Consider the following 15,102-nt stretch of genomic DNA (forward strand, 5'->3'; position numbering starts at 1 on the left):
ACAACGGTAAATTACGATACTATTGTAGCACGCGAACAGTCATTCCGTCAGCAGGCAGTCCCTCACTTCGTTTATTGATATGACTTGAAGTTTACATCGGTGACAAGGGCCTCTTTGTTACTTTTACGGTTGTTGTCCGTATAACTCACCTGACTTTCAGAAGATAGACGAAGGGGCAGACTGCTCTTCCGATCTACGGTGAGATGATATACCGTCTGCACGCTAGCTTGTTTCATCATCTGTTGCATCGTTGTTTCACCCTGCTTCCAAACGTTGTCCAGTTCCTTCTCCAGCTTCTCCTTACGCGTCCCTTTCACGCTAGCTGCCTTATGCATATATTCTGCGCGAATAGCGTTCATCTCATCGTTTAGCTGGGCTACAGCCCATGTTTTGGCGTCTTCCGGTGCAAGTTCAATCCGTAATATTCTGGTTCGACGACCCGCCCCATACTCGGATTGAATGGTTTTGTTCATCTTATCGATCTTCTCCATTTGGGCAATTGGATTAAAGCGGGAAAGAGAACCACGCAGCGGCTCATGTTGCGCTGACAATGCCATCCATTGCCCTTGTTTCCGCTCGAAAGAGGCGCTAAACCCACTGGGCTGTCCGTTATTTTTTACGGCGGTCGTATGAATGCCTGTGCCCACAGCTGTTACTTCTCCAGGTAATCGGGTCTGAAGGGTCAGACGATCATGATTCTCCAGCTTGCCTTCAAATTTGAACTGATTCTCGAACAGCCCGCTGTTCTCCCGTCGAAGCCCTGCCTCTCCTTCAAAACTCAATTTTTCTTTTCCAGCTATCCCCGATAAAGCCAGGGAAAAAACCTCTTCGGGCGTTCGATCTCGCTGGATGAATCCACAACCCGGAACACCAATAATCACGATGCTCACAAATAACCACAATGTACGTACCGAATGGCGGTTAAGCATATCTATCTTCACCCTTCCATGAACTTTCTCCATAGATTGCCCCGCCCGTATACGCTTATACTTCCTTCTATACACAACTTGATCTCCGACGAAAAAAAGAGAACGACTCCGCAATTGGAATTGTTCTCTCTTAACGCGTTACATCCTGTTCCTCTACAACGATTCTGTTCCGACCACCATTCTTCGCGCTGTACAAAGCCATATCAGCCCGATAAAACAAGGACTCTACACTGACCTTTTCATCCATCCAATTCCACTCTGCGATGCCACTGGATACTGTGACGAGCGGTCTGGTCTCTTCTGCAACTCTCTTTCGAATCACTTCCGCATAGTCCAGCGCCTGCCTTACACTCACCTGTGGCATGTAGATCGCCAGTTCTTCTCCACCCCATCTGGCGCAGACATCTTCCGGGCGAACAGAGCTGGTGACGATCTCACTCACTTGTTTCAATACTTGATCCCCCGTCTGGTGTCCGAATGTATCATTCACCTGTTTGAACTGATCAATATCCACCACAATGAGGGAGCCACAGAATTCATGAGCCTGTCGCTCGTGGATAACACTATCCAGATAATGCCTTACGTACAGACCTGTCAACATATCCAGATTAGCCAAGCGCCGAACCTCGGCATGCAGTGTGGCATTCGACAGGGCAAGCCCGATATGAATGGATAACATCTGCAAGAGCCGATAGTTATCATATGAAAAGTAGTGCTCTCTACTGTGTCCAAGCAAAATAGCACCCTTCACTTCACCATTAACTCTGATCGGTGATGCAATCAGTGACATGGATCCCGTATCTTCCATGAAAAAGGAGGACACTTTATCATATTGCGCATAATTGACTATAATAAGCGGTTCCTCTGTTCGGTACACCAAGCCTGCGATACCGTAGTCTACAGAAAAGGATTGGTGAAAAACATCTTTCACGTTAGAAGACATGACTTCGAAGTCATTGGTACTGTCATTGAGTTGAAGAATGCAACACGTTTCGGCCTGGAATATTTCCTTTAACTCTTGCTCGGATAGTTGATAAATCTCCGAAAGATGCAGGCTTTTGTTCAACCGCTGTGTAAGATCATTAATTAAACGAAGTTCCTGAATTAACATATTGGATTGTTCATGCAACTTGGCGTTCTCAAAGGCCGTTCCTGCAGTGTCTACCATCATCGTAATCAATTGCAAGTCCGATTCTTCCATAATCTCTTCATTCATTTCGATATGGAACACACCGTATATGCCTTGTTTGCCTTTCAGCGGAATCCCTACATCTACAATGCGGTTCTCTGCATCATGTGAGCGAGCAACGATCAGCTTACCTTCCATAAATGAACGCACACAAATATCTTCTCCTCGCTCGTGGACAAGCAACGGTTTAATCCGTGGATCAGAATTGCTCTGATCCTGAGACATATACAATTTGATATAAGTGGCCGGGTACAAGTAGTCCATACTGTCAAATACCTCATCCAATATAGCCTCGACATCCATTTTGTCATGCATTCGCTGAACAATCTGAAAGAGGATGGACCTCCGGTGTTCCTCACGGGCTGTTTGTTCATGAGCATGTAACAGGTCCGTCATAAATATGTATTCAAATCTTCGGTAAAAGCAGGTGCGATAATGCAATGCCTCAGATTGAACCACAGCTTCAGACGTTTCATATCCATTGGATTCATAGATCACAGCAGTGAATACGGCAAACATATCCTTGTTTGTTCTGGAGAATAAGGGATGTGTTATTATAAGATATTCTCCGTGTTCGCTTGTCCCTTTAAGGGACAGGACCTGTCTCTTATCCAAACATTCCAATACCAGCCTGCGTGCATTTACACCCGGATCAGCTTCATGATCGCTATCGTATCCTATGCAATCACCTTCCGTGTTCCACACACTGTAAAAGGTTGATGTTCTGGCCAGCCTTGAACCCACTCTGGAGTTCCAGTCACTGTATGCCTGCTCTAGCAAGCTGCCCAAATATGAAAAATCAAAAGGTGTGATATCCATTTTTTGCATCCACAACACATGCTCTTCATGAGAACGAGGAGCGGCAAAAGATGCGGAATCGCCCGAACTTCGTGAATTCAAGCTGGCAGGTAAACTTCTTAGATGTTCTAACATGTCAGGCGCTCCTTTGCACCGTTTTTGCATCCACAAGGATGCATTAATCTGCAGACGTTATCGCAAACCTGCAAATTTGTTGCGATAACCTTGTTACATAAAGATGATTTAAAGTTAAGATACAATCTATTTTACTCTGTTTAAAGCTTTTTTGCATCCATATTTCAGAAAATTGTCCCATTATTTTAGGCCCAATGACCTATCGACAAATTTAGACGTTTTTTTGCTTTTATTCTACGCTTGACTTTGTTTCTCTTAAACTGTAATATAAATTGTTGATGAAGACTACTAATGGGTCTTTAAATTTGGGCATTACCGGTTGTGTCACCCTCATTCTTTTTGTTGCTTTCAGGACAGCGGCTGAACTTTCCTGATTGTTCTATGCGAGGCCAAGCCCGCATCAACAAATTGGAGCGCAAACAGAGCCCTAATATGAACTTTAACTAAAAAGGAGCTACTTTAAACATGGCACGTTACACTGGTCCTAAATTTAAATTGAGCCGTCGCCTCGGCATTTCCCTTAGCGGAACAGGCAAAGAATTGAAACGCCCTTTCCCTCCAGGTCAGCACGGAGCTAACCAACGCAGAAAAATGAGCAACTACGGTATGCAATTGCAAGAAAAACAAAAATTGCGCCACATGTACGGTTTGGGCGAGAAACAATTCCGCACACTGTTCTCTAAAGCTCAAAAAATGCAAGGTATTGCCGGTGAGAACTTCATGTTCTTGCTTGAGTGCCGCCTTGACAACCTCGTTTACCGCCTTGGGTTTGCTAACTCCCGCGCTGGAGCGCGTCAGTTGGTAGCACACGGTCACGTAACTGTAAACGGCAAAAAAGTCGATATCGCTTCTTACCAAGTAAGTACTGGCGATGTAATCGGCTTGCGTGAGAAGAGCCGCGCTCTTTCTTCCGTTAAAGAAGCTTTGGAAGGTCGTTCGCATCTTCCAGCATACGTTGAATACAACGAAGCAGCTGTAGAAGGTAAATTCATCCGCTTGCCTGAGCGTGCTGAATTGTCCCAAGACATCGATGAAAAACAAATCGTCGAGTTCTACAACCGTTAATCGTTGCAATCACATTAAAGTTTCAATCCAAACAGCTGTCGAGATTTTCTCGGCAGCTGTTTTTCTATGCTTTTTTTTAATTATCTTCATTATAGGAACGTAAATAACGATATAAAATATAGACTCCCTTCAGGAGAAGCACACATCCATATATACATCACAAGAATGACATCGAGGGGGATTAAAACATGCATTTTTTTCGCAACCGCAAGCTCGCTGTTAAGCTTGGACTTTTACTCGGGATCGTATTAATCTGTTGTATTGGAGCCCTGATTGCATTTAATACCAAATCCATTTACGACAAAAGCCTCCAGTACGGCGAAACCGTTGCTGGACAGGCAGCAAACCGGGCTACGAATGAGTTTATGACTGACATTAATCAGGTCAAAAACACGTTGGACACCATGAGTACTACGTTATTGGATGCTGCTCAGAACGGATCACTCAACCGTGAAGAAATCGTCAGACTTCTTGAACAATATCTGAAAAAGGACGAGAAAGTTTTTGGCTTTTATACGGGTTGGGAACCTGACGCCTTTGATGGAAACGATGCGGATCACGTCAACAAAAATGAATATGATGATGCTACGGGTCGATTCGTTCCATACGTTACACGTGATGGCAACTCCCTGCATTTTGAGCCAATGCCTACTTATGAGGGAAGCGGTGAAACTAGTACTTACTATCAGCAACCAAAGAAAACCAAATCCATCTATTGGTCCGAGCCTGTTACCTATACGGTTGGTGGTAAAGAAACACTGCTCGTTTCGATTGTCCTCCCTCTATTAGATGAAAACAAAACTTTTCTGGGCATTGTTGGGGCCGACTTTACCATTGATCGTTTTCAGCAAAATATAGCATCACTTAATCCGGATCAGGGTTATGCCATGCTTATTACTAGTGAAGGACAGATTGCTGCACACGGCTCCAAACCGGAACTGGCTAATGAAGGAGCCGTAATTCCATCTGAAATGAAGACAGTCATTCAGCGTATACAGTCTGGCGAGTCCCAGTTTTACGCTACAGACCCTGAAGTAGGGGAAGAACTATTTATTGCCGAGCCCGCCAGGTTACAAGGAACGGATTCAAACTGGTACCTTGTATCGGCGCTGCCAAAGAGCCACATCCTTCAACCTTTCTATGACAGCTTGAACTGGTCCATACTGATTGCCGCACTGGCAGTACTTCTGCTTGCAGGTGTGGTTACCTACACTATCGTCTCCATTGTAAGGCAGTTGAATCAAGTCAATATTGTCGCTGGACAGCTCGCTGGCGGGGATTTGACACAAAAGTTACCTGTACGATCCAAAGATGAATTTGGCGTCATGGCGGGTCATATGAATCAGATGATGGATACACTGCGACATACCATCTCGGTTATATCCGAACATGCTTTATCTGTCGGCTCCACTTCTCAACAATTGACCGCAGGTGCCGAAGAAACAGGTAAAGCAGCCGAACTGATTGCATTAACAGGAGTCGAAGTTGCAGATAAAGCAGGTAAACAGGTGCAGGAGCTGCAAGAGTCCTCCCGTTCCATGAATGAAATATCTGCAGGGATCGGAAGAATTGCAAAGGCTGCCTCCGATGTATCGGATTCATCGCGAGCTGTGGCTGAGCGAACAACTGTCGGAACCGATAAGATTCAGTCCGCCATGCGTATGGTCGATAGTGCCACCTCTTCTGTGCAGACGTCCATGACCGCACTGGAGAATTTCCGTCAACGTTCTGAAGAGATTGGCCATATTACAGGCATGATCACGGAAGTTAGCCGTCAAACTAATCTTCTTGCCCTTAATGCTTCCATTGAAGCATCACGAGCAGGTGAACACGGGCGTGGCTTTGGTGTTGTTGCTTCCGAGATCCGTAATCTGGCTGAACAATCCAGAACATCAGCAGCGCAGATTGCAGCGTTGATTCATAGCGTTCAGCAAGAGGTCCTTTCTCTCGTTGAAAATATGGAACAGGGGAACGCCGAGGTAAGCCATATAGCGGAAGTGATTAATGAGAGTGGTGAACTATTCCTCTCCATTTCATCACAGATTACAGATGTTAATGAGCAGATTGAGCATGTCTCAGCCATTGCGCAGCAGATGTCAGCTGGATCACAGCAGGTTGATGCCACGTTAGCGCAACTCAAAACCATTGGTCATGAGACAGCAGATCATGCAACTCGTGTTGCCTCTGCCTCTGAAGAACAACTCGCATCCATGGAAGAGATTACGGCGGCATCTGCCTCACTGGCTAATCTTACCCAGGAACTATTAGAACTGATTCAACGCTTCAAAACCTAATGTAGGAGACCTCCAAAACGACAAATCATTCAGGCCACCCTATGCACCTCAGCATGGAGGTGGCCTGCTTATTTTGGCTTACAACTCATGAAATGTGCTTCAATATCGCATCATATATAGCATAATGCATGGCAGAATGGCAAATTTCGACCATTACTTGTATTTCTCAGGCATGCAAACCCGCCTTTTTATGCTATAATAAGTGCTGTTAAAAGGAGGAAGACACTGAATGGTTGATGTTAATAAGAAAAAGCCCGATGAACAGCCTGTACGCAAACGCAGCTTTGCCCGCAGACTGGGAAGTTTCGTCAAATGGATGGTTGTCCTTGGATTTATGGGGGCACTATTTGTAGGCGGTGCTTTGATGGGATACGTCAGTTCCATTGTGAAAGACGAGCCTGTCCGTTCAAGGGCCCTGATTGAACAAAAAGTCAGCGAAAACTCCATCACAGGCTTTGCTTACTTTGCCGACGGCAGTCCGATCGGTCAATTACGTACGGAAGAAGACAGGCGTCCGGTCACTACGGACCAGATCCCACAGAAGGTTATTGATGCTGTTATTTCGATTGAAGACAATCATTTTTACGAACATAAAGGTGTAGACATGAGCGGAACACTACGTGCCGTGAAACAGAAAGTGCTGAAAGAATCAGTACAAACCGGCGGTAGCACACTGACTCAGCAATTGGCGCGTCGTGTGTTTTTGAATCTGGATCGCACGGAAGATCGGAAAGTGAAAGAAATTTTGCTCTCACTCCGACTCGAACGTTTCCTGACCAAAGACGAGATCATGACAGCCTATCTGAACAAAGTTCCTTTTGGTAATGGTTCCAGTGGATACAACGTTTACGGAATCAAAGCGGCCGCCAAAGGATTGTTCAATATTAACGATCTGGATAAAATCAACATCGCTCAAGCTGCTTATCTTGCTGGATTGCCACAACTCCCCTCCTCTTACTCCGCTTTTAACGGTAAAGGTGATTTTGTAGAGGAGAATTTTGACCGCGCAATCAACCGTCAGCATCTGGTACTGCGTCGTATGCTTGAACTGGGCAAAATCAATCAGTCCGAGTATGACAAAGCTCTTGCTTTTGATATCAAAAGCTCTCTCGCTCCGAAGACCATCAAGGCTTACAACACTTATCCATATCTTATGATGGAAACGGAACGACAAGCTGCACAGATTTTGATGAAACAGTTGAATTCCGACACAGATGAATCTACAGACACAGACAAAGCTACGGATGCAGACACACCTCAAAAGGAAAGCAGTGCATTATTAGAGGAAGCTCAGACGCAACTGCGGACAGGTGGATATCGTATCTACACGACCATCAACAAAAGTATCTACAAAACGATGCGTACCATTGCGGAAGATGACAGCAATTTCTCAGCAGATGATCCTGTCAAAGGAAAAGAACAAACTGCTGCCATGCTGATTAATCACAAAACGGGTGCTATTCTGGGTATGATTGAGGGCCGGAATTTCCAGGATGAACAGATGAACTACGCAACGCAGATGATACGTCAGCCAGGTTCAACGATGAAACCTATAGCCGCTTATCTTCCTGCGCTAGATGAAGGTCTTGTCCAACCTGCTTCTATTATTGATGACTCACCGATCATTCTCAAAAATGGTCCGAGCGGTTACCACATTGCCAAGAATGCCAATAACCGGTATCAGGGACTGGTCACTGCCCGCAGAGCACTGAATTATTCTCTTAATATACCGGCTCTGAAGTTGTTTAATGAAGAAGTAGGAATCGAGAAGGCTTGGACCTTCGCCAAGAAACTGGGTATTACCACCATTCAGAAGGAAGACTATCAGGCTCAGACCGGTGTTCTCGGAGGTCTCCAATACGGTGTAACCGTTGAAGAATTAACCAGTGCCTATGGTGCGATCGCCAATAATGGTGTATATAACGATTCTTACATGATTAGCAAAATCGTAGATTCCAAAGGCAACATTGTTTATAAACACGATACTGAACCTGTCCAAGCCTTCTCGGAGCAGACAGCATACCTGATGACCGATATGCTGCGGACCGTTATTACAGAAGGAACGGCAGATAAAGTACGTGAAAATTACAAATATTCCAAGAGTGTACCAATCGTAGGTAAAACGGGTTCCACTCAAAACTACGCAGATGTCTGGTTTGAAGGTTATACACCAGATGTCACACTTGGCGTGTGGGTTGGATACAAACAGCCGGTGAATACGCTGGAAAGTAAATCACAGAGAAAACGTGCGCAGCAACTGTGGTCGAAAATCCTGAACGAAGTGATCGATACGCAAAAAGATCTGTTCGTCACGGATTCGTTCAAAAAACCATCTGGCATCGAAACACGCACGGTGTCGGCATACAGCGGCAAGTTGCCAACATCCATGACTGACAAATTTGTTACGGATATTTTCAACAGCAAGTTTGTTCCGAAGGATAGCGATGACGGTGTAGCCAAAGCCAGGTACATTACTTACAATGGTGTAAACTATATTCCGCGTGACGGAACACCTTCGGACATGTTGAAGGAAAAAACAGTAATCAAGCGTAAAAAACCAATCTCGGATCTCATCAAAGAATTGCAAAATGCATTCTCACGTATGAGTCGACATGAGTCACTTGCTTATTACCTTCCTGAAGATGCTGATGCAGACATGCCAACACAGATTGATCCAAGGACAGATAACGGCAAAGCTCCTGATGCACCAGGCAACGTACGCATCTCAACCTCAGGTGACAGAGCAGTCATTACATTTAATGCCACACCTGAAAATGATGTCGTCGGTTATCGTCTGTACCGTTCTGTAAACGGTGGAGGATTCCAGAACCAGGGTCAAGTTGTCCTGACTGGTGAATCCAGATCATTCTCTGCATATGCAGCGCAAGGCGGTAACTTCGCCTTCTATGTAACGGCAGTGGATGTTGCAGGCAGAGAGTCTGCTCCTAGCGCTACAGTAAATAGTGCTGGTGTAGCTCCTCCTGTGGAAGAAGAGATTAATGAGCCGATTGAAGTTCCAGGTACAGTCATTACGCCAGGAGAAACGCAGACCGACAATACAACAACGACAGCCCCAGGCACACCTGGTCAAGTCAGCGTATCTGCCCTCTCTCAAGGACTGCGTATTCAATGGGCGTCCAGTCCAAACGCAGATAGTTATGCTGTATATTACAGTGAAACAGGCTCAGCTCCTTACACCAAAATTGGAACAACGTCGGGAACTACCATGGATTATGGAGTGCCTTCGTCTACCAGTGGATGGTTTAAGGTATCTGCCAGTAACAGTGCGGGTGAGTCCGAACCTTCTGCGGCCGTACATTTTCAACCCTGATTCAGGCATAGCGATCCAAAACAAACCGCACCCTCAGACCGTATCTGAGGGTGCGGTTTTTTATTTGCATATGCAACAGCTAAAAAAGCCTGCTTTCATGCCATTGGCATAAAGCAGGCTTTTACAACCGATTTAATGGGTAGAGTCAACGTATATGGATTCGTAGAGTATTAACTTCTTTCCCACACTCATTGGTATCGGCATCGATACAGACACATTGATGATCCTAGCACTGTCACGTTAGTCTTCAATAGTGGATAGATCTCCTGTTGGCAGATCAAGCTCCCAGGCTTTCAATACACGCCGCATGATCTTGCCGGAACGTGTCTTGGGCAGTTTATCCTTAAACTCAATCTCACGCGGAGCAGCATGGGCAGACAAGCCCTCTTTGACAAAACGATAGATCTCTTCTTTCAGCTCCGGTGTCGCCTCATATCCTTCACGAAGCGCTACAAAGGCCTTGATAATCTCCCCACGTGTCACATCCGGCTTACCGATTACACCCGCCTCTGCTACCGCAGGATGCTCTACAAGCTTGCTCTCCACCTCAAAGGGTCCGATACGCTCACCTGACGAATTAATCACATCATCAATCCGTCCCTGGAACCAGAAATATCCTTCTTCATCCATATAAGCGGAGTCACCGGATACATACCAGCCCGTAAGCCTGAAGTACTCCTCGTATTTCACAGGGTTATTCCAGATCTTCGCCATCATGGATGGCCAAGGTGCCCGTATGGCCAGATTACCCATGCTGTACGGCGGCAATTCCTGCCCGCGATCATCAATAATGGCTGCTTCGATGCCAGGCAACGGACGTCCCATGGAGCCAGGCTTGATCGGCATTCCGGGATAGTTACAGATCAACTGTGCCCCTGTTTCCGTCATCCACCATGTATCATGAATTCGCTGACCATAGGCTTTCCATCCCCAACGAACAACCTCCGGATTGAGCGGTTCACCGACAGACATGACATGACGCAGACTGCTCAGATCAAACTGGGCGATGGTCTCTTCTCCCGCTCCCATCAGCATACGGAAGGCCGTTGGTGCACTGTACCAGATCGTGACTTTGTTCTTCTGGATGGTGCTGTACCAATCTTGAGGGCTGAAACGACCGCCCCGTATCACATTGGTCACTCCGTTGAGCCATGGAGCAAAGATACCGTAAGAAGTCCCTGTCACCCAACCAGGGTCAGCAGTGCACCAGTACACATCATCCTCACGTAAATCCAGAACAACCTTACCTGTATAATAGTGCTGAATCATGGCATTTTGAACATGGTACACCCCTTTGGGTTTACCCGTAGAGCCTGAGGTATAATGAATAAGCAAACCATCCTCACGATTCAGCCACTCTACTTCCATCTCATCCGAAGCGGCAGACATCTCTGCATCAAAATCGATGAGTCCTTCTTCAGTCTGTACGCCCCCACCCACGATAAATATATGTTTGAGTTCGGGCAACTCGGAACGTTTGATGCGTTTCAGTAATTCTGGAGTTGTGACGAGTGCTACTGCTCCGCTATCTTCCAGCCGATCCTTCACAGCCGTTTCCATAAAAGCTTCGAACAAAGGGCCCGCGATGGCTCCAGCTTTCAATATGCCCAGAAGACTAAAATACAGCTCAGGACTTCGAGGCATAAAAATAAACACTCGCTCCCCTTTGGCTATGCCATATTTGCGGAGAACATTCCCGAACCGACTCGACTGTTCACTCAGATCAGCGAAAGTATAGGACTCTTCACGTGAAGCATCGCTATACAATAAAGCGGTTTTCCCGCCCCTTCCTTCCAGTACATGACGATCAATCGCTTCATGCGCCATGTTTACTTTTCCGCTGGCGTGCCACGTAAAGTGCCTTTCCACCGATTCCCAATCGAACCGGCTTCTCGCCTCCGTGTAATCGCCCAGATTAGATTCAGACACAACCGTCTGCAGCATCTCACCATGTGCTTGACTCATGCTTGCCAGCCTCCTTCAACTCGACATTTCGATTCCCGTTAGGGGTCAATTCTCATTGCCTTTGTGTTGACTGAACTTCCAGTTAGCGCTTACATTAGTAGAGAGAACTTCTCATCATGTACTTGCTCGGCCAAACAGATGTTAACTATACTGTATTGAATTGTGAACATTTTTTGTCTACGCAATTATAGCAAATCTTTTCAATTGTCGTCTATGGCTTTTCAATTTTTTGGATTTTTGCTATAGCGTTCTTTTTGAATAACCTCTATAAGTAGGGAGAGAGAGGAGCATGAACCATGGAACATATCAAAGAACATCATATGCGTTCCATCTTCAAGTCCGGCCACCGAATTACTGTTGAAGGCCCCGTGCAGGCCGAGGAGATAACCCGTCTTGCCTTCCATCTGGATCTGGATGCCTTTCGGCGACCAACGGAGCAGCAGGAAGCTCTCGCAGAGATCGCAGCATTACCTGAAGGGCGAATTATCATTGCACATGAAAATGAAACGATTATTGGTTATGTAACCTTTCACTATGCGGATGATTGTGAACGCTGGTCCGAGGGCAATATGACTGATCTGATTGAGCTTGGGGCAATCGAGGTTGCGGACGACTATCGCTCGCTTGGCATTGGACGTGAGATGTTGCTTACCGCTTTGGAAGATAAATACATGGAGAACTACATTATTTTCACCACAGAATATTATTGGCATTGGGATCTGAAGGGCAGCGGACTAAACGTATGGGATTATCGCAAAATGATGGAGAGGCTGATGGAAACGATCGACATGACCTGGTATGCAACAGACGACCCCGAAATCTGTTCACATCCTGCAAACTGTTTGATGGTGCGAATCGGAAGTCAGGTGCCCATCACATCAGAAGAACAGTTTGATCGTGTACGCTTTCGCCATCGCTTCATGTACTGATTCGATGATCTATTCCAAAACAATATACATAACAAAACCGCCTCTCGCAGCGTTGCTCCATACTTCATGGAACAGCTAATCGAAGGGCGGTTTTCATTCATAACGTATTGCCTCACAGTCCAGACTTATGCCATTACATATTTTCTAACATATGCTCCACAATGCGATGTGAACGCTGCGAAGATTGCACGGTAAATTCAGCAAAGTTAACATGCGCCGAACCATCCGCTTTATCTGACATACCACGCAGGACAACAAATGGTACCCGATTCATGTAACAGACCTGAGCAACTGCAGCCCCTTCCATCTCGGCACATGCACCGTCCATTTCGGTATATAACATATTAACCGTATCTTTATTCGCAATAAATTGGTCTCCAGATAACACTTTACCGATCAGATAATTGGCTTCCTGAGCTTTACATGCTTCTTCAGCCAGTTTAATAAGTGAAGCGTCGGCAGGGAATGCAGATGTCTCCTGGTAAGGGATAACCCCGCGTGCGAACCCCAGTGGCGTTACATCCATGTCGTGCTGAACACATACAGACGATATAACCATATCTCCGATGTTCAGATCGGGGTTAACTGCACCCGCAACACCTGTGAAGATAATCCGATTAACTTGAAAACGATCAATCAAGATCTGCGTCGTAACCGCTGCATTGACTTTACCTACGCCGGATTTGCACACGACAATTTGCTTGCCCAGCCACTCGCCTGCAACGTATGTAATCCCGGTTTGTTTGACCGTCTCAAGCTGCTTCATGCCTGCCAGCAAAAGCTCAACTTCTTCATCCATCGCTCCGATAATCCCAATCGTTTCACGCATCTTCCGATACCTCCTGTTTTCACTTTTAACCTCATTCAGCACAAAAGCTCCGTCTCCGGAGCTTTCGCATATCCACTATGTAGAGAGAATGACTTCTCCCTTACTGTATATAATCCCGATTAAACTACATCTGCGTGACTTACAGACAGACGAAGAATCGTTTCATGCGGCAAAATAACCCGTGGGTTCTCCACATTTTCTTTCTTCATCAACTTGGTCAGCAAACGCATCGCTACTGCACCCAGGTCGTACATTGGCTGAGCCACTGTTGTCAACTGAGGACGCACCATGGAAGCCATACGGATGTTATCCACACTAATAATGGAGAAATCATCCGGTACTTTCAGACCTTCATCCTGAATGCTGTGAATGGCACCAATCGCCATTTCATCTGTTGCAGCAAAGATCGCCGACGGCTTCTTCTTCAGTCCGAGGAAATATTTCATCGCTTCCACACCGGATTCATAACGATAGTTACCGATACGTACCAGATCTTCTTGGTATTCCATGCCTGCTGCTTCCAGTGCTTTCTTGTAACCTTGGAAACGGGCATATCCATTCGCCGGATCTTGCAGTGTACCACTGATCATCGCAATTTCCTTGTGTCCATGACGAATCAGGGTGTTTACCGCGTCAAACGCAGCCGCCTCATGGTCAATATCCACCGAAGGGAATGTGCCCTTCTCATCACTCGTTGCACAAAGTACGATCGGCACAGCCGCAGACTGGAACGCCTGAATGTGTTCGTCCGTTACTGTTCCACCCATGAAGAGCAGTCCGTCTACTTGCTTTTCGAGCAACGTGTTGATAACACGAATTTCTTTTTCTTTCTTCTTATCTGCATTACACAAAATAATATTGTAGTGATACATATTCGCAATATCTTCAATTCCGCGGGCAATCTCCGCGAAGGTTGAGTTCGAAATATCTGGAATAACGACCCCGACCGTGGTTGTCTTCTTGCTTGCCAGACCTCTGGCTACCGCGTTCGGACGATATCCCAACCGTTCGATGGCTTCATATACTTTTTTCCGCGTTTGCGGTTTGACATTAGGGTTATTATTAACTACCCGTGATACCGTTGCCATAGACACTCCAGCTTCACGTGCCACATCATAAATGGTTACCGTCACAGTACTTCTCTCCATTACCAGTAAATTTTCATACCATTTTCATTAAGATTTATATTACGACAAATTTTTGCATTAATCAATTAAAATAGGCTTTAGGACTCACTCAAAACATTCGTAAGTGTGGTTCTAGTAATATCTGAATGGGAAGTATGCCATACAGGAATTCCCTTTTTGATCAGGATTGCCTGTGGAGATTCGTGCTTAACACCCAGCTTGTCTGCTGCTTCATTCGATACCGGGCGATCTTCCACAACATAGATGATGCCATATTTCACTTGTTCATTGGCATTGTTAAGCAAATAATCGTTCATCTCCTGATAAGCGTTCGAGCTGATCGGACAGCGCGTGCTATGCTTAAACAGAAGCAAGGGTTGATCCTCGGTAGCCTCCACTGCGGAGTTTAGCTGTTCAATACTTGTCATTTTAGTCATGTCAGCCATTAGATATACATCCCCCTTTACCAGGAATACCGCTATGTTGAGCGTTTTCACTCTTCGATATCTTA

At 45.8% G+C, this 15,102-nt stretch carries 10 protein-coding genes; 4 read left to right on the forward strand and 6 right to left on the reverse strand.

The features are described 5' to 3' along the window. Positions 1–71 precede the first annotated feature (71 nt). Positions 72–962, reverse strand: coding sequence for a hypothetical protein (locus tag NZ043_RS30655; RefSeq protein WP_133385491.1), 891 nt, complete (start codon positions 960–962; stop codon positions 72–74). Between the two features lie 97 nt (positions 963–1,059). Beyond that, positions 1,060–3,051, reverse strand: coding sequence for a sensor domain-containing diguanylate cyclase (locus NZ043_RS30660; RefSeq protein WP_133385492.1), 1,992 nt, complete (start codon positions 3,049–3,051; stop codon positions 1,060–1,062). A 465-nt stretch (positions 3,052–3,516) separates the two neighbouring features. Here NZ043_RS30660 and rpsD point away from each other — a divergent pair, with 465 nt between their 5' ends. The 3 genes from rpsD to NZ043_RS30675 all read left to right on the forward strand — a co-directional run bounded on the left by rpsD (position 3,517) and on the right by NZ043_RS30675 (position 9,741). After that, complete coding sequence (gene rpsD, locus NZ043_RS30665; protein WP_062835377.1) at positions 3,517–4,116, forward strand: 30S ribosomal protein S4; 600 nt, start codon at positions 3,517–3,519, stop codon at positions 4,114–4,116. 188 nt (positions 4,117–4,304) lie between these two features. Continuing rightward, on the forward strand, positions 4,305–6,410 hold the full coding sequence (locus NZ043_RS30670) for a methyl-accepting chemotaxis protein (protein ID WP_339310025.1): 2,106 nt from the start codon (positions 4,305–4,307) through the stop codon (positions 6,408–6,410). 229 nt (positions 6,411–6,639) lie between these two features. Further along, positions 6,640–9,741, forward strand: coding sequence for a transglycosylase domain-containing protein (locus NZ043_RS30675; protein ID WP_133385494.1), 3,102 nt, complete (start codon positions 6,640–6,642; stop codon positions 9,739–9,741). A gap of 240 nt (positions 9,742–9,981) precedes the next feature. Here the strand turns inward: NZ043_RS30675 and acsA are convergent, their stop codons facing one another. Next, on the reverse strand, positions 9,982–11,706 hold the full coding sequence (gene acsA, locus NZ043_RS30680) for an acetate--CoA ligase (RefSeq protein ID WP_091028608.1): 1,725 nt from the start codon (positions 11,704–11,706) through the stop codon (positions 9,982–9,984). 296 nt (positions 11,707–12,002) lie between these two features. Here acsA and NZ043_RS30685 point away from each other — a divergent pair, with 296 nt between their 5' ends. Further along, complete coding sequence (locus tag NZ043_RS30685; protein WP_133385495.1) at positions 12,003–12,635, forward strand: GNAT family N-acetyltransferase; 633 nt, start codon at positions 12,003–12,005, stop codon at positions 12,633–12,635. A gap of 133 nt (positions 12,636–12,768) precedes the next feature. Here the strand turns inward: NZ043_RS30685 and NZ043_RS30690 are convergent, their stop codons facing one another. From NZ043_RS30690 to ytxJ, 3 genes are all read right to left on the reverse strand, one after another. Then, a complete protein-coding gene (locus NZ043_RS30690; protein WP_133385496.1) occupies positions 12,769–13,464 on the reverse strand; it encodes a 5'-methylthioadenosine/adenosylhomocysteine nucleosidase in 696 nt (231 codons plus the stop codon). A 119-nt stretch (positions 13,465–13,583) separates the two neighbouring features. Continuing rightward, a complete protein-coding gene (ccpA, locus tag NZ043_RS30695; RefSeq protein ID WP_062835383.1) occupies positions 13,584–14,597 on the reverse strand; it encodes a catabolite control protein A in 1,014 nt (337 codons plus the stop codon). Between the two features lie 92 nt (positions 14,598–14,689). Beyond that, positions 14,690–15,037: a bacillithiol system redox-active protein YtxJ gene (ytxJ, locus tag NZ043_RS30700; RefSeq protein ID WP_091028599.1), complete on the reverse strand. Its 348-nt coding sequence runs from the start codon at positions 15,035–15,037 to the stop codon at positions 14,690–14,692. Positions 15,038–15,102 lie beyond the last annotated feature (65 nt).

It is taken from the genome of Paenibacillus sp. FSL k6-2145 (assembly GCF_037976585.1).
In the GTDB taxonomy this organism is placed as follows: Bacteria; Bacillota; Bacilli; order Paenibacillales; family Paenibacillaceae; genus Paenibacillus.

What these genes read in the sequence shown, in the direction of transcription:
- NZ043_RS30685 (WP_133385495.1), top strand. Translation starts at nt 12,003, where the DNA reads ATGGAACATATCAAAGAACATCATATGCGTTCCATCTTCAAGTCCGGC.
- NZ043_RS30675 (WP_133385494.1), top strand. Translation starts at nt 6,640, where the DNA reads ATGGTTGATGTTAATAAGAAAAAGCCCGATGAACAGCCTGTACGCAAA.
- ytxJ (WP_091028599.1), bottom strand. Translation starts at nt 15,037, where the DNA reads ATGGCTGACATGACTAAAATGACAAGTATTGAACAGCTAAACTCCGCA.
- NZ043_RS30690 (WP_133385496.1), bottom strand. Translation starts at nt 13,464, where the DNA reads ATGCGTGAAACGATTGGGATTATCGGAGCGATGGATGAAGAAGTTGAG.
- NZ043_RS30660 (WP_133385492.1), bottom strand. Translation starts at nt 3,051, where the DNA reads ATGTTAGAACATCTAAGAAGTTTACCTGCCAGCTTGAATTCACGAAGT.
- rpsD (WP_062835377.1), top strand. Translation starts at nt 3,517, where the DNA reads ATGGCACGTTACACTGGTCCTAAATTTAAATTGAGCCGTCGCCTCGGC.
- NZ043_RS30655 (WP_133385491.1), bottom strand. Translation starts at nt 962, where the DNA reads ATGGAGAAAGTTCATGGAAGGGTGAAGATAGATATGCTTAACCGCCAT.
- acsA (WP_091028608.1), bottom strand. Translation starts at nt 11,706, where the DNA reads ATGAGTCAAGCACATGGTGAGATGCTGCAGACGGTTGTGTCTGAATCT.
- NZ043_RS30670 (WP_339310025.1), top strand. Translation starts at nt 4,305, where the DNA reads ATGCATTTTTTTCGCAACCGCAAGCTCGCTGTTAAGCTTGGACTTTTA.